This is a genomic window from Amniculibacterium aquaticum (assembly GCF_003852705.1).
GTDB lineage: Bacteria > Bacteroidota > Bacteroidia > Flavobacteriales > Weeksellaceae > Amniculibacterium > Amniculibacterium aquaticum.
The window spans coordinates 26,137-45,808 of record NZ_REFA01000007.1 but is presented as its reverse complement, the minus strand read 5'-3'; the positions used below and the strand labels follow the sequence as shown (position 1 = coordinate 45,808).

15 protein-coding genes are annotated in these 19,672 nt (G+C 38.9%); 6 read left to right on the top strand and 9 right to left on the bottom strand.

Annotated elements, in window-relative coordinates; translation table 11 throughout:
* Window positions 1–203: 203 nt before the first annotated feature.
* From EIY84_RS04450 to hutI, 3 genes are all read right to left on the bottom strand, one after another.
* On the bottom strand, window positions 204–1,499 hold the full coding sequence (locus EIY84_RS04450; RefSeq protein ID WP_124640712.1) for an aldehyde dehydrogenase family protein: 1,296 nt from the start codon (window positions 1,497–1,499) through the stop codon (window positions 204–206).
* Window positions 1,500–1,577: 78 nt separating this feature from the next.
* A complete protein-coding gene (gene hutG, locus EIY84_RS04445; RefSeq protein WP_187477431.1) occupies window positions 1,578–2,507 on the bottom strand; it encodes a formimidoylglutamase in 930 nt (309 codons plus the stop codon).
* A gap of 93 nt (window positions 2,508–2,600) precedes the next feature.
* Window positions 2,601–3,830 (bottom strand): imidazolonepropionase, encoded by a 1,230-nt coding sequence (hutI, locus tag EIY84_RS04440; RefSeq protein WP_124640711.1) that lies wholly within the window; start codon window positions 3,828–3,830, stop codon window positions 2,601–2,603.
* Window positions 3,831–3,947: 117 nt separating this feature from the next.
* On the opposite strand from hutI, the gene ruvB reads away from it, so the two are divergent.
* The 5 genes from ruvB (at window position 3,948) to EIY84_RS04415 (ending at window position 7,692) form a co-directional block, all read left to right on the top strand.
* A complete protein-coding gene (gene ruvB / locus EIY84_RS04435; protein WP_124640710.1) occupies window positions 3,948–4,970 on the top strand; it encodes a Holliday junction branch migration DNA helicase RuvB in 1,023 nt (340 codons plus the stop codon).
* A gap of 14 nt (window positions 4,971–4,984) precedes the next feature.
* Window positions 4,985–5,599 (top strand): FMN-binding negative transcriptional regulator, encoded by a 615-nt coding sequence (locus EIY84_RS04430; RefSeq protein WP_124640709.1) that lies wholly within the window; start codon window positions 4,985–4,987, stop codon window positions 5,597–5,599.
* Between the two features lie 92 nt (window positions 5,600–5,691).
* Window positions 5,692–6,558 carry an MBL fold metallo-hydrolase gene (locus EIY84_RS04425; RefSeq protein ID WP_124640708.1) on the top strand — a complete coding sequence of 289 codons (867 nt, stop codon included), beginning with the start codon at window positions 5,692–5,694 and terminating at the stop codon, window positions 6,556–6,558.
* Window positions 6,559–6,701: 143 nt separating this feature from the next.
* Window positions 6,702–7,289 (top strand): dephospho-CoA kinase, encoded by a 588-nt coding sequence (gene coaE / locus EIY84_RS04420; RefSeq protein WP_124640707.1) that lies wholly within the window; start codon window positions 6,702–6,704, stop codon window positions 7,287–7,289.
* A gap of 10 nt (window positions 7,290–7,299) precedes the next feature.
* Complete coding sequence (locus EIY84_RS04415; RefSeq protein WP_124640706.1) at window positions 7,300–7,692, top strand: hypothetical protein; 393 nt, start codon at window positions 7,300–7,302, stop codon at window positions 7,690–7,692.
* A 127-nt stretch (window positions 7,693–7,819) separates the two neighbouring features.
* On the opposite strand, the gene EIY84_RS04410 is transcribed toward EIY84_RS04415, so the two are convergent.
* The 4 genes from EIY84_RS04410 to EIY84_RS04395 all read right to left on the bottom strand — a co-directional run bounded on the left by EIY84_RS04410 (window position 7,820) and on the right by EIY84_RS04395 (window position 17,957).
* Window positions 7,820–8,620 carry a GLPGLI family protein gene (locus EIY84_RS04410; protein ID WP_164472016.1) on the bottom strand — a complete coding sequence of 267 codons (801 nt, stop codon included), beginning with the start codon at window positions 8,618–8,620 and terminating at the stop codon, window positions 7,820–7,822.
* Between the two features lie 102 nt (window positions 8,621–8,722).
* Window positions 8,723–8,983, bottom strand: a complete 261-nt coding sequence (locus EIY84_RS04405) for a hypothetical protein (RefSeq protein ID WP_124640704.1) — start codon at window positions 8,981–8,983, stop codon at window positions 8,723–8,725.
* A 354-nt stretch (window positions 8,984–9,337) separates the two neighbouring features.
* Window positions 9,338–15,769 carry a fibronectin type III domain-containing protein gene (locus tag EIY84_RS04400; protein WP_124640703.1) on the bottom strand — a complete coding sequence of 2,144 codons (6,432 nt, stop codon included), beginning with the start codon at window positions 15,767–15,769 and terminating at the stop codon, window positions 9,338–9,340.
* A gap of 166 nt (window positions 15,770–15,935) precedes the next feature.
* The gene (locus EIY84_RS04395; RefSeq protein WP_124640702.1) at window positions 15,936–17,957 is read right to left on the bottom strand and encodes a M43 family zinc metalloprotease; all 2,022 of its coding nucleotides are present in this window, start codon (window positions 17,955–17,957) and stop codon (window positions 15,936–15,938) included.
* Window positions 17,958–18,043: 86 nt separating this feature from the next.
* Here EIY84_RS04395 and EIY84_RS04390 point away from each other — a divergent pair, with 86 nt between their 5' ends.
* Window positions 18,044–18,538 (top strand): hypothetical protein, encoded by a 495-nt coding sequence (locus tag EIY84_RS04390; RefSeq protein ID WP_124640701.1) that lies wholly within the window; start codon window positions 18,044–18,046, stop codon window positions 18,536–18,538.
* Between the two features lie 21 nt (window positions 18,539–18,559).
* Here the strand turns inward: EIY84_RS04390 and EIY84_RS04385 are convergent, their stop codons facing one another.
* Both EIY84_RS04385 and EIY84_RS04380 read right to left on the bottom strand, forming a co-directional pair.
* Window positions 18,560–19,222 carry a DUF6048 family protein gene (locus tag EIY84_RS04385; RefSeq protein WP_124640700.1) on the bottom strand — a complete coding sequence of 221 codons (663 nt, stop codon included), beginning with the start codon at window positions 19,220–19,222 and terminating at the stop codon, window positions 18,560–18,562.
* Window positions 19,188–19,664, bottom strand: coding sequence for a DUF6452 family protein (locus EIY84_RS04380; protein ID WP_124640699.1), 477 nt, complete (start codon window positions 19,662–19,664; stop codon window positions 19,188–19,190). The genes EIY84_RS04385 and EIY84_RS04380 overlap by 35 nt, the downstream gene beginning before the upstream one ends.
* Window positions 19,665–19,672 lie beyond the last annotated feature (8 nt).

The window sequence follows — 19,672 nt, the reverse complement described above, 5'->3', positions numbered from 1 at the left end:
TTTGCTTGCCACCGCAAAATTCCATCGCCAAGCAAAAGGATGCCGTTTCCATCTGGGCTAGGACATCAGGTAAAGACTCTATTCAATCTTGTGAGATTCGTCTTTTTGGGCTCGCCTTCGGCTCGCCCCCCACAAAAAATAAAAAAATAAGCTATCCACATTCAGGACAGCTTATTTTTTTTATGACAAAATAGTCTACAAGACTAAACTTTTCCAATAATCGTTTTAATCGCTGTAAACTCGAACAACGCTTTGGTCGAAAGTTCAATTCCGTAACCCGAATTTTTTCTACCGTTGAACGGCAATCTCACATCCGACTTGAACAATTGATTGATCGCTACCGAACCACTTTCAAGATTATTAGCGAAATAAAAAGCTTTCTTTCTATCCTGAGTAAAAACAGCATTTGCCAGACCAAAAGAAGTGTTGTTGGCAACTTCCAGCGCTTCTTCATCCGACTTTACACAAAAGACCATTCCTAAGGGACCAAAAAGCTCCTGATCCGAGATGGGATTATGGACATTCATTTTCAAAAGTCCAGGTATAAAAGTAAGGTCATCCTTTTGCTCAAGAGGCAAAATAATTTCTGCACCATGATCAAGAGCCGTTTGATATTGATTGTTAAGCTCCACAGCCAAATCCGCTCTAGACATTTTACTCAGTTTGGTCTCTCTATCAAAGGCATTTGTAGGTACAAATTTTTTATATTCATCCACAAACAAATGCAGAAACGCTTCATAAACCTCTTGATGAATGATGAATCGTTTGCCCGACACACAAGTCTGACCACAATTTTGCAGTCTTGCCGTAGCGGCATTTTTAGCAGCAAGTTGCAAATCGGCATCGGCCAAGATTATAAAAGCATCGTTGCCACCCAATTCCAGGACACATTTTTTTAGATTTCTCCCCGCAATTTCTGCAATTTTTCGTCCAGCAGCTTCACTACCCGTAAGACTAACTGCTTTTATAATCGGATGAGCAATCAGTTCTTCCACTTCCTCATGTCCCAACCTAAGATGTTGAAACAAGCCTATAGGAAAACCCGCTTCTTCAAACAAATTCTGGATGGCATCTCCACTTCTCAAACAATTGGAGGCGTGTTTCATCACCACAGCATTTCCGGCTAATAAAGTTGGAACAGCAAAGCGAAGCACCTGCCAAAAAGGATAATTCCACGGCATAACTCCAAGGATCACTCCCAAAGCTTCATGATGAACTTCAGAAATCTCAAACTGAGTTTCTACGGTTTCAACAGCCAAGACATTTTCTGCTTTGGCATAATAGAGGCACAAGCCTGCACATTTTTCGATCTCGGAAACCGACTGCGAAATGGGTTTGTTCATTTCTTCGGTGATGATCAATCCTAAGTCTTCTTTCTTATCCAAAAGCAGAGTTGCTAAACGAGAAAAATAAAGTTGTCGAGCTTCAAAATCCAAACCTTTCCAAACTTGGTGTTGATCTTGAGCATTTTGAATATTTTTAAAATTTTGGTCTTTCATGTTCAATTGATTTTAGAAATATTGAAAATTAAAGATTAAAAATTCCCAATACTTCAAAATAAAAACTAGAGTGCAAAGTTACAGCATCAGCCATTCATTGACAAGGCACGCCGCCAATCTTGCAGTTCTTTCTTGGATATCGTAGTTGGGGTTGACCTCTGCAACATCCAGAGCTACCGTCTTAGGATTTTGAAGAATGTGTCTGTACACCTTTAGCATTACGGCATCTGCAAAAATGCCGTTGTATGCACTTGCTGACACACCGGGAGCGATAGCGGCATTGAAAACATCCATGCAAATCGTTACATAAACTTTGTCCACCGACTGGAACAGGGCATCAATCTTCGATTTTATTGCATCCAGATTTTCCATGTACAGGTCATCAGACAAAATGTACTTCATCCCAAAATGATCGGCGGTATTAAATAATTTTTTGGTGTTCGAATTCTTCTGAATACCGATGTGCAAAGAGTGGATCTCACCTTGCTGAGCAATTTGCCAAAATCCAGTACCGGAAGAAGGTCCTACTCCAATTTCGGGTTCGCGGTTATCAAAATGAGCATCAAAATTGATGATTCCTATTTTTTCATTTGGAAAGGCGTACTTCAATCCAGAATAATGTGCAAAAGTAACTTCATGTCCGCCACCCAAAACCACAGACTTTGCTTTTTTTTGCAAAACCAAAGCCACTTTTTCAGCAAGATTTTCTTGTGCTCGTTCCAAATTTTGATTTTCACATAGTACATTACCAAAATCCAGCAGTCTAAACGATGAATTTTTCACGGGGAAGTTGCTCATATTCTTTCGGATGATGTCCGGAGCCTGAGCGGCACCTACCCTACCTTTATTCCGCCTAACACCTTCATCTACAGCAAATCCGTGCAGAACAAAATTGTTAGCATCAATCGTTTGATATTCCGTAGAAACTGTAACTTTTTGAAAAATTCTTAGAAATTCATCTTCATCACCATCCCATCGACCTTGCCAAATTGTAGTATTTGTATTCAAAACTGAAAAAATTTAAGGAAACAAAATTAAGAAAAATGACCTATCCCAAGAAGAGATAGATCATCGAAAATATTGATGACAATCGCAAAAATTTTAGATGGTTATCATTTCGCCGTTTACAAAAACCTTAGAAGGTCTTAGTTCGCCTTGCTGGTACATTATATTTTGGAAATTATCCGTAGGAAAAACAACAAAATCGGCTTTTTTGCCTTTTGCTAAAATCCCTCTATCGCACAAATCGAGTGCTTTTGCAGCTCTAAAGGTAAGCCCCGCCAAGACTTCTGCTGTGGACAATTTCTGAAAAGTTGCCAAAATACTCGCTTGGGTAATTAGATTTCCCATGGGTGCAGATCCAGGATTCCAATCGCTGGCAATGGCTAAAATTCCGTTGGCATCCAAAATTTTCCTAGCCGGTGTAAACGGCTCTCCCAGTCCGACACTGGCACCCGGCAAAGCAACTGCAACCGTATCGGAACTCGCCAAAAACTGAATATCGTCAGCTGATGTCGCCTCCAAATGATCGGCAGACAGCGCTCCCACTTCTACCGCAATTCTAGAACTGCCCGGTGTAAATTGATCGGCATGAACGGTAATTTTGAAGCCCATTTCTTTAGCTTTTAATAAAAATGCCTTGCTTTCATCGGGTAAAAATGCAGATTTTTCAATGAATATATCCACTCGGTGTGCAAGATCTTCAGCTTTCACAATGGGTAAAATATCGTTTAAAATATACTCCAAATACACCTCCGAACTTCCCTCAAAATCTCGTGGCTTCAGATGTGCAGACAGACAAGTTGGGACTAAGGTCGCTTTGGTTAGGGCTTGTGCTTTTTTTATGACTCTCAGCATTTTCAGTTCGGATTCTACATTCAATCCGTAGCCCGATTTGATCTCTATGGTGGTAATTCCCAAGGACAAAAGCTTATTAATTCTTTCTAAAAGTAGGTTTAGCAAATCCTCTTCTGATGCATTTCGGGTATGTTGTACCGAGCTCCAAATCCCACCACCGGCTTCGGCAATTTCCAAATAGCTTTTACCGGCATTTCTCATTGCAAAATCATTGGCCCTATTTCCACCGAAACAAATGTGTGTATGGCAATCTACAAAAGCGGGAAGTACAATTTGTTCGCTGTCGATGGCTTCAACAAAAACAGATGGGTTTTGGGCTTTCAAATCTTCAAAATCGCCTACTGCTTCTATCTTTTCATCTTTTATCAAGATGCCACCGTTTTCTATAATTATTAATTGTTCATCGGATAATTTGCCCCGAAGATCCAAGTGATCCAGGGTTATGATTTGCTTAAATGGTCCTATTAATTTCATAGCTGTAAAAGTAAAAAATAAAACTTTAGCCCAAATCATTTAATAGCCCAAAATATTGAAGACGCTCTAAAAATGATTACTTTTGTAAAGTTTAGCAACTAAAAATAATTCTTAATAATGTCTGAATTTTTACGCCCAGAAAAAGATAATTACTCTTCCGAAGACCTTTCGCAAGAAGAAAAAATCCGTCCCCAGAGTTTTCAAGACTTTGCCGGACAGCGAAAAACATTGGACAATTTGGAGGTTTTTGTTGCTGCTGCCAAAAAAAGAGGCTCTGCACTGGATCATGTTTTGTTGCATGGACCTCCAGGTCTTGGAAAAACGACACTTTCCCATATCATAGCCAATGAATTGGGCGTAAATTGCAAAGTAACCTCTGGTCCTGTTTTGGACAAACCGGGAAGTCTAGCCGGACTGCTGACCAATTTAGAAGAAAACGATGTCCTTTTTATTGACGAAATCCATAGACTTTCGCCCGTTGTAGAAGAATACTTGTATTCGGCAATGGAAGATTATAAAATTGACATCATGTTGGAGACCGGTCCCAATGCCAGAAGTGTACAAATTGGACTGAACCCATTTACCTTAATTGGCGCCACCACACGCAGCGGAATGCTAACCAAACCGATGCTCGCACGATTTGGGATACAAAGCCGACTGGAATATTACAGCATTGAATTGCTCGGGATGATTATCGAAAGAAGTGCCCGAGTTTTGGGTGTACCAATCTACGAAGATGCAGCACTAGAAATTGCCAGAAGAAGCCGTGGAACACCAAGAATTGCTAATGCTCTGTTGAGAAGAGTTCGGGATTTTGCTGAAATTAAAAGCAACGGCGAAATAGAAATTGGTATCACCAAATTTGCTCTAGACTCTCTAAATGTTGATGAATACGGACTGGACGATATGGACAATAAAATCATGAGGGTAATGATAGAAAACTTCCGTGGAAAACCCGTTGGAATTTCGGCCCTTGCCACATCCATAGGCGAAAACCCCGAAACTTTGGAAGAAGTCTACGAGCCTTTCCTGATCCAAGAAGGATTTATTATCCGTACTCCGAGAGGCCGGGAAGTCACCGAAAAAGCATATAAACACCTAAACATCAAAATACCTAAAAAACCAGGTGAACTTTTTTAATCCCAAAAACCACCATGCACATACCCAAACCGTACAGAACTGAGAACCGTGAAGTTATGAAAAAAATCATTGCAGAAAATGGTTTTGCATTGATCATTTCATCAAAAGAAAAAATAAGAGCCACCCACTCCATGCTTTTATGGAACGAAGAAAACATTGAAAAACCTTTTGTAGAAGCTCATATCTCGATGACCAATCCACAGGCAAAAGAAATTAATAATGGTGATGTGGTTTTGTGTGATTTTTTGGGTAAACACACCTACATTTCCAGCTCTTGGTACAATCATATCAACGCCTCCACATGGAATTATGAAGCCGTACAAATCTATGGAACGGTTGAGTTGATGACCGATGCTGAACTGAAACACCATTTGGATAAGCTGACCAACAAATACGAAAATCACCAAAAATGCCCCATGACTTTAGAAAAAATGGGCAACGACTTTATAAACAAAGCGATGAAAGGAGCTTTTGGTTTTAAAATTTATCCTACAGAAATTTATATCGCTCAGAAAATGTCACAAAATAGAAACCAAGAAGATTATGAGAACATCATCCACCAACTAGAGGAATCTTCATCAAAATCTGACTTGGAGGTGGCAGAAATCATGAAACATTTAAAGAATTAATTTTCATTAAACCCCAATAACAGACCGTCCTTTAAATTTAGCTTTTTCTTACTTCATATAAATTGATTACTTTAGTAAAAAATAAAATTTATATGAAACTATATCCTATACAGTGTGGAAAATTTAAACTAGACGGAGGCGCCATGTTTGGTGTAGTACCAAAAAACCTTTGGGAAAAAACCAATCCCGCCGATGAAAAAAACCTAATCGAATTGGGCACTCGCTCTCTTTTGGTGGAAGACGGGAAAAAACTAATCCTTATCGATTGTGGACTTGGAGACAAACAAGACGAAAAATTTTTCGGACATTACTCCCTTTTTGGAGATGACACCCTGGACAAAAACCTTAAAAAATACGGTTTTGTAAAAGAAGACATTACGGATGTTTTTTTAACCCACCTGCATTTCGACCATTGTGGCGGCGCCATAGAATGGAACGACGAGCGAAACGGTTACCGACCTGCCTTTAAAAATGCACAATTTTGGACCAACGAAAACCATTGGAAATGGGCTACCGAACCCAACGCCAGAGAAAAAGCAAGCTTCCTGAAAGAAAACATCATTCCCATTGAAGAAAGTGGACAGCTTAACTTTTTACCGTTGCCCACTACTGGAAATTACGGATTTGCTCCTGATCTGAAAATGGATGTTATTTTTGTCGATGGACATACCGAAAAACAGATGTTACCCGTCTTGCAATACCAAGAAAAAACAATCGTATTTGCAGCCGACCTGATCCCAACCGCTGGGCACATCCCACAAGTTTATGTCATGGGATACGACACCAGACCTTTACTCACTTTGGAAGAAAAAGGAAAATTTCTAAAACAATGCGTGGACAATGACTACCTGCTATTCTTTGAACACGACACCCACAACGAATTGGCAAGCCTTAAAATGACCGATCGTGGCGTAAAACTGGACCAAACCTTTAGCTTCAACGAAGTTTTTGGATATTAATTTTTTCATTTGGGCAGCTTAACCGCCTTCCGTTCCCGCTTTTTTATTTTTTATAAGGTCACAATTCGACTTCGAAAAGACCTTATAAAAAAATAAAAAGAGCTCCACTCAAGTCGGGCTGCAGGTTAGAACACAACAACATTATGAAGAAAATAATAGGCATAACCGGAGGTATTGGCAGTGGCAAATCAACCGTTGCCCATTTCATCACAGAAAAAGGTTTTCCCGTGTACAACTCGGATTATTGGGCAAAAGAATTGGTCAATTTGGATTCCAAACTAAAAGAAAAAATAATTCAGCTTTTAGGGAATTCTTCATACGACAATTTGGGCAATTACAACCGAAAATGGGTTTCCGAACAAGTCTTTGGCAACGATGAACTTTTAAAAAAGCTCAACCAAATTATCCATCCAGCCGTCGCAGAGCATTTCGAAAATTGGGTAAAAGCCCAAAAATCAGAATGGGTTTTTAAAGAATCGGCACTGCTGTATGAATTGGGCATTTACAAAAACTGCTACCAAACCATTTTGGTAACTGCCGATGACAATATCCGGATAAAAAGAGTCATGAACAGAGACCAAAAAACCTATCGAGAGGTGGAGGCTGTTTTGCAAAAACAAATGCCAGAAAAAGATAAAATTAAACTTGCCGACCACATCATCTACAACAATTCTACACTGGATGAAGTAGAAAAGGAAACGCTACGCCTACTCGAAAAAATACAAAATTAAAATCCATCAAATGAAAAGAAAAGCGATTGCACTATTTGCATTTTCAGTACTTATAACTATGATTTCCTGTGACAGGATGTTAGAAAATTATTGGGAACAAAAAGGTATAGAAAATTATACTTCGCCCTACAAAGGTACTTATAAAGGCAGCTACTCGGGTAACGAATCCGGAACCTTGTCTGTAGAAGTGTTCAAATCCGGATCTATTGAAGTAATCCGAACCAATGCAAACAACTACTCAGAAACATTTCATGGTGCTGTTAACGACTATGGAGCGTTCAACACCGCATATTCTCAGAATACGGGGTTTCAATTAGAAGGAAGCATCAGCGCAAACCATTCTACAAGTGGTACTTGGAAAATGGGTACGCAAACCGGAAGTTGGCAATTGACAAAACAATAAAAATTTACACCTATTAAATCCCCTTTAAGCTAAAAACTTAGAGGGTTTATTTTGTAAAAAAAAGCCCTTCGAAAAAATCGAAGGGTTAGAATAAATTCAAAAATGAGTCATAGTTGAACATGAAAAACTAGTACTCAGGAGATAATTCCATTAAGTTAGCTTTTACACTATTTCTTAACTTAGCTTTATCCATTATTTTTTTTCGATTGGCTTCGTCTATCACAGCTCCATTTGCGACCATCTCAAAAATTGGATTTTCTTTATAATTTTTAGCAATTTTACTAAACTCTTGAATGGATACTTTACGAACACCATTTTCTATTTCATCAAATATTAAAACTGATTTTTTGATTTCTATCATTTTGAAGTAAAAATCTTTTTCGACATCATACACTTCTAATATAAGTCCCGGTAATCCACAAAACAAATATGGTCCTGCATTTATAGGTAAATCTTGTGTAAACCAGGCTTCGTAATGTCTCCCTGCATAATCTAAAAATGCATTCGTAACTTTATAACCGTTCAATATTTTTGTTTCTTTTCCTATAACCCAATTGTTTTTTGGCTTATTTTTATGATACAGATAAGTGCTACCATAGATTGTATTGGTTATTTGAAATCCTTGCTGGTTTTTGAATACAAATACTTTCCTATCTGTACTTGGTTGTGGCATAGATGACAACTTTACAAATGCTTCATGAAAGCCTTGCTTTTCCAAATCAACCATTGCTGAGTCAAATTTATATTTCCTAATACTTCTGTAAACCGAATTCTGATCAGAATCTATTGTTAAAATAAAATTTTCTGTTTTTATTTTATTCGCTTTATTTTCGGAATCAGGCGTAAAGGTATATTCATAAGTTACATCTATATTTGTCTGTGATTTTACAGTAAAAAAACAAAATAGGAATAACAAAATAAAAGTCATTTTTTTCATAGAATTCACATATAAAAGTCCAACATAAAATACTGAAGACAATAAATAAGAATGACAAATATAAATCTTATATTTATATTGGACTTTTTTTAATTAAGGTTCAAGTGAATGATCTTCTTTAGGTGCAATTATTTCTGATCTGCAATTACTATTATTTGCATTAATTACTACTTGTACTAATTGACTTGTAGTTCCTTTAAAATTACAAATATCATATTCAATTCCACAACTAAGTGTAATGTGAGTACAATTGGTTTCATTTTCTAAAGTAGATAAGTCGTTGTTTCCTAGCATCGTATTAGCATTTGCAAATCCAATTATACATAAAGATGTAAGTAAAATAAATTTTTTCATAATCAATAATTTTTTAGATTTTAAATTTTTTACAAATAATTTTTAGTTGATTAAACATAATATTAACTCATGTTAAGATTGTTCATATTACCATTATCAAAATTATACAGTATCAACATTGGGGCAGTACATTCCTTAACATTAATATAAAACATGATCAAATACCTGACAAAGAAAAAAAAGAGAAAACCAAATAATCCATCAGCTTTCTAATAAATTCTTATATTTTAAAAAATAGTATACTTTACACATTAACAAAAATGCATTACAAAATCCACAATAACAATATATAAAACAAAAAGCCCTTCGATTTTCTCGAAGGGCTTTAAAAATATAATTTGAAGAAATTGAATCTTACTCTTTGATGAATTTTTTCTGAGCAGTTTCCCCATTGTTATCGACATCGATAATATAGACTCCGCTGATCAGGTGAGAAAGATCAATCTTATTCGCCAAGATCACTCCTGACTTAATCACTCTACCGGCACTGTCATAGATTTTGTATTTAGCACCATCCTTCACTTTGGTTACGAATAGGTTATTCTTAACCGGGTTTGGATAGATCTGGATGCTGTTTGGATCTAGTACATTGTTCATTGGTGGCTCGATGATTAAGACTTTATAATCTTCCACTTCACCGTTGTCAAAATCAACACAAGGATCTGGTGCAGCATCCCTTCTCATCGCTACTCTCATCAAGATGTACTTATCATCGGTAATGCTAACATAAGCATTGCTTGGTACATTGAAAGTTGCAGTAATTGGAGTTACTTGATTCGCTGGTGAATTAACAATCATTTCAGAAGCTTCAAACATACCGTTTCTGTTGAAATCTACCCAAACCACTACCGCTTCATCATAAGTGGTAGATGCCCATTTTTTCTCAATTGAGATTTGGTTGTTGGATGTTCCTTTATACAATCTAACCAAAGCATCGTTAACTGGAACAAAGCTGGTGTAGTTAGACGGTCCAGAATCGTTACTCATGGTAATACCGTTAGAGTTTTTCACCGTTACATTAGCAATATGCTCGGATCCGGAGTTGTGTGAAGTTTGATCACAATAAACTACTGCAGAAGTTGTAAACAAGTACAGTGGAGTAAAGTTACCCGGAGTACCGCTACATACATTCGCTACTTGTACTTCATACTGAGTATTTTCAGTTAATCCAGTGAAAGTATAAGTGTTGGTTGCAGAGTTCAAAGTATTCCACATTAGGGATCCTACTTTTCTAATTCTTACAATATACGAAGCACCAGGGAAAGCATTCCAGTTGGCAACTGCAGAAGAGTTGGTGATCTGGGTAATGGTTAATCCTGTTGGAGCCATATCACAAGTCGTAGGACAAGTAAATACTTGAGAAGACGAATAAGCACCTACCACATTGTTACAGATATTGGCTACCTGAACTTCATAAGTTTTACCCGGTGTAAGACCTGTTAGTTGTGCATTGGTTGCCGCTGTTGTAAATACAGTCCAAACACCAGCACCCACTTCTCTATATCGTACAGAGTAAGTTACCCCTGCAGAAGCAGACCAGCTGATATCTGCGGAAGTAAACAACACATTGGATACCGTAAGGTTCAAAGGTGCCGCTGTACTACATGGAGTTGTAAATGTACCTGTTGATGGTGTACCTGCAATATTCTTACAGAATGCTGTAATTTCCATTTCGTATTGTGTAAATGGCAATAAGTTTTGCATGATATAAGAAGTAGAACCTTGTGCAAGTGGTACGATGATCCAAGTTGTTGAACCTACCGGTCTGTACTTGAACACATAAGTTGCGCCACCCATATCGCCAGTCCAAGTTGCTGTAGCAGAAGTACTGGTAATGTTGGTTGCAGTAAAGTTAGCCGGTGCAGCATTGTCGCATTTTGTCAAACGAACATTATCAATTGCTGCTGGCGGTTGCGTACCACCAAATCCATCATTTTTCCATTGGAAGATCAATCTCATCACCCCACCTGCTGCAGGAATAAATCCTGGTACAGCAAAGTTTTGATCAGAGAATGTTTGCCAAGTATTTTGCCCAACATAATTTCCTCCTACTTGTACTCTACCACCACCAGCGGCAATTGCATTACCGTTGGTAGGTACAAATGTTGTTGGAGCAACCCACACTTGCAAGTTATCCCAGTTACCTTCTCCTTCAGATTTCCAGTCGAATTCTAAAATGAAGTTTCCAAGACCCGCAGGAATATTGATATCACGGTATGCATGAGATACCGTAGTTGTGTATGTATAATTGTTACTTACCCCGTTGTCATCAGAAATGTACATGGAGTTTGCAGGGTTACCTGTAGCCGTTCCTTGCACCCATTTATTCGCTGTGTTACCTACAAATGCAAAGTCATTCGTGGTACCGTTGAACGGTTGGATGTACGGGAAGTTTGCCGGAATTTGTTGCGTTGTGAAACTAGGTCCAGGCATCCAAAGACTGGTATCGGTACCAATACATTTAGACCTTACCCAAACATAATAAGTTGTATTAGGCGTAAGACCTGTTAGTGCAGCTGGAGAAGTTGCAGAGTTTCCAGTAGGTACGGTAGCAGCTGTTGGCGGAGTATTGTTTGTAGAAACATAATACTGATAACCACCTGCAGGAACCGGGTTGGCTGCCGTCCAAGTAATGTTAGCCGTAGTCGTTGTTACGGTATTGATGTTAACATTGGTTGGCACCTGACAAGTAGGAACTATTAAATTAATGTTATCTACCGCTGCTGGTGTTTGGTTAAATATAGAACCATCGTTTTTCCATTGGAATACCAATCGTACAGTATTACCTGCAAATGCGGTTAAGTTAACATTTTGGTTAAAATAATTTTGCCATGCACCTTGTTGACTAAGGTTACCACCTATCTGAGTTCTACCACCTCCTCCAACAATTGCTGTACCCGCAGTTGGTGAGAAAGATACAGGAACTGTCCATACTTGTAAAAAGTCAAAAGAACCTTCTCCCATACCTTTCCAATTGTAGGTAAGAGTTGCCATCGTTGTACCAGCAGGAACAGTAATATCTCTATAAGCAAACACGGTACTTGCAGAAGTACTATAATTGTTGCTGGTTCCGTTATCATCAGATATATAGATAGAACCCGCTGGGTTACCCGTTGCATTACCAAATTCCCATTTGTTGTGTTGGGTACCATTAACAAAAGTAAAATCTACCGGTCCGTTATTGAACGGTTGCAGATACGGCATGTTCGCAGGTATTTGCCCCGTTGTAAACGAAGGACCTGTCATCCACAAGCTTCTATCCGGACCAATACACTTAGATCTTACCCATACATAATAAGTTGTATTCGGTAACAATCCAGTAAGGGTTGCCGGTGATGCAGTCGATGTTCCCGTAGGAGCTGTTGCAGCTGTTGGTGGTGTGTTTACTGTCGATACATAATATTCATATCCATTGGCAGGAGCCGGGTTGGCAGCCGTCCAAGAAATAGTAGCTGAATTTTGTGTTACTGTACCCAATACAATGTTGGTAGGCACCTGACAAGTAGGCACAAATAAAGTAATATTATCTACCGCTGCTGGTGTTTGCGTACCTATACTGGCATTGTTTGTCCATTCGAAAACCAAACGCATGGTTTGATTTGCAAAAGCGGAAATATTCTGTGTAAAAGAGAAATACGATTGCCAGTTGGCTTGTTGTTGGTGGAAACCATTAATCTGTACCCTACCTCCACCAGTTGGGATGGCAGTACCGGCTACTGGGATATAAGAAGTTGGCACCAACCACACTTTCATATAATCTGAAGAAGCTTGTCCTACCGCTCTCCAATCATAGCCAAAAGTAGCATTTACTGTTCCAAATGGAATGGCAATATCTCTATACGCATGGACAATGGAAGCTGCACTTACATTGTACGCATTGTTAAGTCCGTTGTCGTTAGAAATATACAATCCGTTTGCTGGGTTACCTGCTGCTGCACCGGTTTCCCATTTATTGGGTTGTGTACCGTTCGTAAAGGTAAAATTACTAGGTCCAGAAAAATTCTCATTGTATGGAAGAGTCGCCGGAATCTGAGTAGTAGAAACCATTGGCGCAGGCATCCATAAGCTGGTATCCGATGCTGTACATCTGGATCTAACCCAAATATAATAAACGGTATTAGGAGTCAGACCATTGATAACCACTGGAGAAGCTGCTGACACACCAGATGCTGGTGTAGCGGCTGTTGGTGGTGTATTGGATGTAGAAATATAATATTCATAACCCATTGCCGGTACCGGGTTAGCGGCAGTCCAGCTAACCTGAACGGAATTTTGTGTAATATTACTTACAGCAACATTGGTCGGAACCTGACAAGTCGGGATCAATAAATTAATATTATCCACAGCTGCCGGATTTTGGTTACCACCACTTCCGTCATTTTTCCATTCGAATACCAAACGCATGGTTTGTCCCGCAAAAGTCGAAATATTCAAAGTCGGATTAAAATAGGTTTGCCATGAAGTAGTCGCACTCCAGTTTCCTCCAATTTGTAATCTTCCTCCACCCGCAGGGATTTGAGTATTGTATGTCGGTACATAAGTATCCGGTACCAACCAAACTTTCATTCTGTCATAAGAAGTTTCTCCATTGGCCTTCCAGTCGAAAGATAATGTAGCATTAACCGTTCCAGCAGGAATTAAAAAATCATTATATGCATGAATTGTAGTAGCTGAGGTGGTTGTATAAGTATTGGACACTCCATTGTCATTGGACACATAGATTGAGTTCGCTGGATTACCTGCTGCTGATCCCCAAACCCATTTATTTGCTGAGGCACCGTTCACAAAAGTAAAATCGTTATTGGTAAACGGTTGCGTGTATGGCAAAGTTGCAGCCATAGGCGCTGCTGCTACCGTAGCACTGCTCACTGCATAAAATACATTTCCAATTGCAGAAACTCTTATCTTGATGACTTGTCCATTGGTAAGACCTGTAAAAGTAACATTCTCTGTTCCGTCGTTTGGTGTAGATGCCGATACCACAGTCCAAGTTGCCCCATTGTCAGCCGTATAATCGATCTGTACATTGGTTGCATTGTACGGAGCATTGTTGGTATTGGCTACCGTCCAAGTAACAGGAGACGCCACATTGTTGGTTACCGCTGTTGTTGTTACGGTAAACGGCCCATCGTTCCCTACAACAATTTGTTGAGTCGCAGTTTGTGTTTGCTTTTGATTAGCCGCTGGGTTGTTATCCCTAACGGTAAATGCAAAGTTCATTGTTCTAGCTACAGTAGGAACTGCTTCCCAAAGGTTGTTGGTATTATTAAGAACACCTGCCAACACCGATGACAGTCTTGGGAAATATCGCACCGGACTTGTAGAGGGTACTACAGATCTAAATGCCGCACCTGAAGTGGTGTTTCCAAGATTGTTTTTATTAATAGTAACTGTAGCATTATCCCTTTGTTCCCAAACATAAGTCATCGGATCGTTTTCTGGATCCGTTGCAGAACCCGTCAAAACGAATGCCGTTCCTTTAGGTATGGTATAGGTCGTAAATGCAGCAATTACCGGTGGGTTATTGGTTGTAGTTGTTTCTACATCACAAGTTTTATTATTCAAATTCGTCTGAACCTGACCAATACTTACGGTATGAAAATACGGATCCGAATGCGGTTGCACATCGGTATTAGGACCGGTAATTCCGGCATAACCCATGATGGTAGATCCTGAACCCGGCTCTACATTTACACCAGCACCTTCTAATGAATTTGAAAAAGTATGGTTTGCTCCTAACTGATGGCCCATTTCGTGAGCAACATAATCGATATCAAAATTATCTCCTTGTGGAATTCCATCTGCAGGAGAAGTATATCCAGAACCTTTTTGGTTACTCGCAGGCCCCGTTGGATTGATACAAACGCAACCGATGCAGCCTGCATTACCACCTCCACCATCTCTACCGAAAAGGTGGCCGATATCGTAGGCAGCATTTCCTATCGTTGCTGTTAAATTTTGTTGAAGTTCGTTATTCCAATTGTTCATCTGAGCAGACGGAGAATAGGGATCCGTTGCTGCATTGGTATAAATAAGTTGTGGAAAGTTTTGAACATTCAAATGAAGGCCAAAATCTTTTTCATATACTCCGTTGACACGAGTTACGGTTGCATTAATCGCTGTTAATGCACCTGCTACCGTACCTCCGAAATACTGAGTATATTCACCAGTCACAGACATTGCTAGACGCATTGTTCTGTATTTTTTATCTGAGCTTCTAGAAAAATCTGCAGGATTGTTTGCAAACGAATTTCCTTTCGCATACAACCTTTGCATCTCTTGCTGAGAAACGGCACTTTCTTTTGTTGAGCAAACAAAAGCTTTGCCTCCTGTAGGTTTTGTTTTAGAATGAACGCTGTAGATGGATTGTCCCTTATCTACAGGATCGATAAATTGATACTCGCCATTAACGATCATCATGCATTGAAAATCGTTGGGAGCAAGGCTAAATCTAACGGTTTTGGAAGGATCGTTAACCGACACTCCAGAATAAGACCCCAATTGATACTGCTGTGCCAATTCACTAGCCATCACCGGGAAACTGTACACATTAAAGTTTTCAATTTTCCCATCAAGGGTTGGTATGGACACGAGAACAGGGCGGGAATTTCTTCCCATTTCCTGTGCAGAAGCCAATTGTGATCTTAACTCGTTTAGATTTAACTTGAAGTAGATGTCCTTATCGGCTCTACTTTTCCCTTCTCGCCTATAATCTGTTGGACTCCATTGCGCGAACGAAGCCGTTGACATAAGGAGAAGAAGCCAAAATGTAAAGAGTTTCTTCATAATTATACTTATTAACATATTAATCCCACAAATCTAAAAATTTTTTGTGATTTAATTGTAGTATTCCAACCTTTTTTTCAACAATAATAGAAAATCATTAAAAGGCTTTTAAAATAAAAAAACTCCGACTAAAAAGTCGGAGTTTACTAGGTTGGAAAAAGAAAAATTATTTTTTAATAAACTTTACTTTTTTAGAAACACCTGCTTCTGATATGGTAATAAAATACACTCCTTTTTCAAGGTGAACTACTTGCACTTTGTTATCTGCAATTTTGCCTTTATTCACCAATTGTCCAACAGCATTATGGATTTCAAAAGTAGCCTTTGCGCTCACTTTCGTAACATTCAAAACATCGGTTATTGGGTTTGGATACACTTGGATATCGTTAGCAATATCTTTTTCTACGGTTGCCAACACTTGAGTCGTAAAGTTTTTACCTGTTTTTGTGGTAAAACTATCTCCTGCGGCATAGAAAATGGTTTGTCCTGCTGATGTTTTCATTTCAACATAAGTCCCGGTGATAGAGGTCATCCCGTCTCCATAAGCATCGTACAATTTGAATTCATAACAATCTGCTGGTAAGCTCCATGTTTGAGTAATCAATCCAGGATTGGCCGTATCGTTGTAAGGGCCTCCGGTTTTCACCAATTGACCTGCACTGTTAAACAATCCCCAAACCGTTTCAGATCCGTACTGATCTCTTTGTAATTTGAAATTAACGGTTGTTGTATCGAAATAATCAGGATTATTAATCTTATTATAATAACCGGTAGATGCATTGTTGGTAGCCCTTTGGTCGGCAACACCATTTACCGTTACAACATTCGCACTTACGGCACCGCTCGGTATGGTATAGCTGATTGGTACAGAAAAATAATCCAACTTATCTTGAGACAAATTACCCGTCCAAGTGTATGTTTTGGTTGTACCTCCTACTGTATACGAAATGGTTGCAGATGTTAAAGGACTGGTCCCTCTGTTGATGATGGAGAAGTTTAGCACATCGCTTCCACATTTGAAAGCATCTGCACACATCCCTTCCACTCTAAGCTCTGCATCGTTAGGAAACAATGGTATTGCAACACCTTTCGTTGAAGTTTTTAGAGTATTTCTCCTAGGAGAATTATCCATTACCGTTCTGATTCTTGTTTTCTGATTTTGTGTGAAAATATTCATACACGCATCGTTGGTGTAGTCCATGTAATTTTCAATCATATCCATACCTGGAGCAGATGGGCAAGTATCCGTTGGCGAGCAACCTCCGTTTGAAGTGCTGGCTGCTGGAGTATCTGGACAAAAATCTTTGGCACTGTCTGTTGCATTAACCGTACAACTGCTGTTATCTCCCCAAATATGACGAAGTCCTAAAAAGTGACCTACTTCATGGGTCATGGTTCTCCCCTTATCAAAAGGAGCGGATAACAAAAAGGTACCGTCATTGTAATCGCTGCTTCCAAAAGTAGAATAATTGGCAACTACACCATCGGTACTTGCATCACCCATATTTGGATTTAGACCACCCAGGTTGGAATTGGACGGGAATTGAGCATATCCCAACAACGAGCTATCACTAAAGTTGACGCTCCACATATTCATATACTGTGTAGGATCCCAAATGGTATTGGGTTTTACAATATCATTGATATCAGTCGTTGACCAGCTTTCTTCGCAAAGATTAACACGATTGATCCCGTTTGTTGGATTTCCATTAGGATCTACTTTTGCCAATACAAATTCAATTTCTACATCGGCACCTACGGGATTGTCATTAAACCCTCTTGTCCCTGCCATTCTTCTGTAATCTTGGGTCATCACAGTAAGTTGAGATTGGATTTGGGCATCGGTAATGTTAGGAGCTACACCAATCTCCTGACCATTGTGGATCACATGAACAACAACCGGAATGGTAATCACATTACCCACTTGAGATCTGTTCTCCAATTGTTTTTTGATCAATGGTGACAACCATTCTTCGAACTGTTCGGTATTAAGTCGCTTTGGATTTTTTTCTTGCAAGTAGTTTTCATACTCTGTAGTCAAACATCTAACAAAACCGTTGTGTTTATCTTCTCGTGCAACACCTCTACCCAGAAACCTAGATTCAGTTTCCGTTTTTTTAACAACTTGGGCATTCATAAATGACGATGCCATCATGATGATTGCCAAAGAACATAATTGCTTTTTCATATTTTTAAAACTTACTATTAAAGGTTGGCAAAAATAACTTATTTTTGACTTCTCATCAAAACAAATTTAACATAATATTTAAAATCATGAAAACTTTAACATTCATCATCTGTTTATTTTCATTGTTACAACTTAGCTGCACGGCTCAGAAAAAAAGCAACACTTTGTCCTTGATGGATGCAAAACAAAATGAGCACTTTAGCGAAATAACCCTGACGAAACAATCCAGAGGAAGCCAAGAGAGTTTTAAAATACAAGGAGAACACATTGTCTATCAGAACAACAACAGGACACAGAAGAAAGAGCTGAAAACAAGCGACTGGAACAACCTGAACGATCTTGTACAAAAAATAAATCTCAAAAAAATTAATTCTTACGAATCTCCAACTCAAAACCGCTTCAACGATGCTGCTCCAAGCAGTGAGATCAGCATCCTTACCGATCAAAAAAACACCTATACTTCTAAAAGTTTTGATTTCGGAAATCCTCCAGCAGAACTTCAAGAACTGTACCATGAAATAATTCGGTTGACCCAAGATTTTCAAACAAAAAATAAACCTTCTATTCCTAGAAGGTTGTAAAAAATATTCGTAATTTTTATTTTAGAATTTATACGCCAAAGCCCAAGAAAATCCAACACCAAAAGCTGAAGTCGATTTTCCAAAACCCGGAACAATCATGGGCTGAATGCGATCTTGTTTGGTTGAATGGATCAAATATTTGGGCTGAACATTGGCATCGATGTAAAAAGACGATTGAAACAACTGAATTCTCGCACCCAAAAGTGCCTCTGCCCAAAACGACGATTGCGTGGTCGATGGATATGAAACTGAAAAATCTCCTGACTGAAAACCCTTGATGGGTATTGCAAAATATTCTTGTTCATACAAAGATCCTGCTAATTTTCCACCGACATAAAAACCATTGAAACGGTTTTCGGGATCCGAAATCAGCATGTAAAGAGCACCCAATTTAAGAAATGTCCCATTGGCTTTGGCATCGTAACCGTTTTTTTGAAACACATTTTTTTCAAAACCCGCATCTACAATAGCATGAAGTCTTGGTTTAAGCTCTGTAGAAACATAGGCTTGATACAATTTTCTTTCCGAGAAAAGACCGACACCGGCATTCAAAACATCAAAACCCAGCATAAAATTGGGCTGATAATTCCTAAGAACACCTTGCTTTTGGACAGGTTTTTCCTGGCAAAAAACAAAAGGAAAGGAAAAACTAAAAATGCAGATAAACAGGAGTTTTGTTCTCATTGATGATTTGGTTTTCTATGGTTTCTACGGACAAAACAGGATTGGGTGCTAACAACTCTACGCTCAATTGTTCGTAGAGTTTCTTTACTCCACAAGCCGGTGACACATATTCGGTTTTACTTTGATACATGAACCTCAACTTAGATTGAGGTCCATTTTTACTCGTTTTAACATAAATTTCAGTAAAACCAGAATCGTCGATACGAAGAGGCACCAATACCGAATCTACTTTTGCACGCGTCAAGACTCCTAGATTTCCATTTCCATAATCAACGGTCAGATAGAGCGAGTCCAAGGTTTTCAGTTTTCCGGTGGATTGGCTTTTAAACTTCATCTTAAATCGCGGTGTCGCTTCGCCATTGGTACAAATATCATCGTCGCTGTTGCAAGAAAAGAGCAACAACGCAAGGATAGAAAGCAAGACGGTCTTTATGAAATTCATGTTTACAA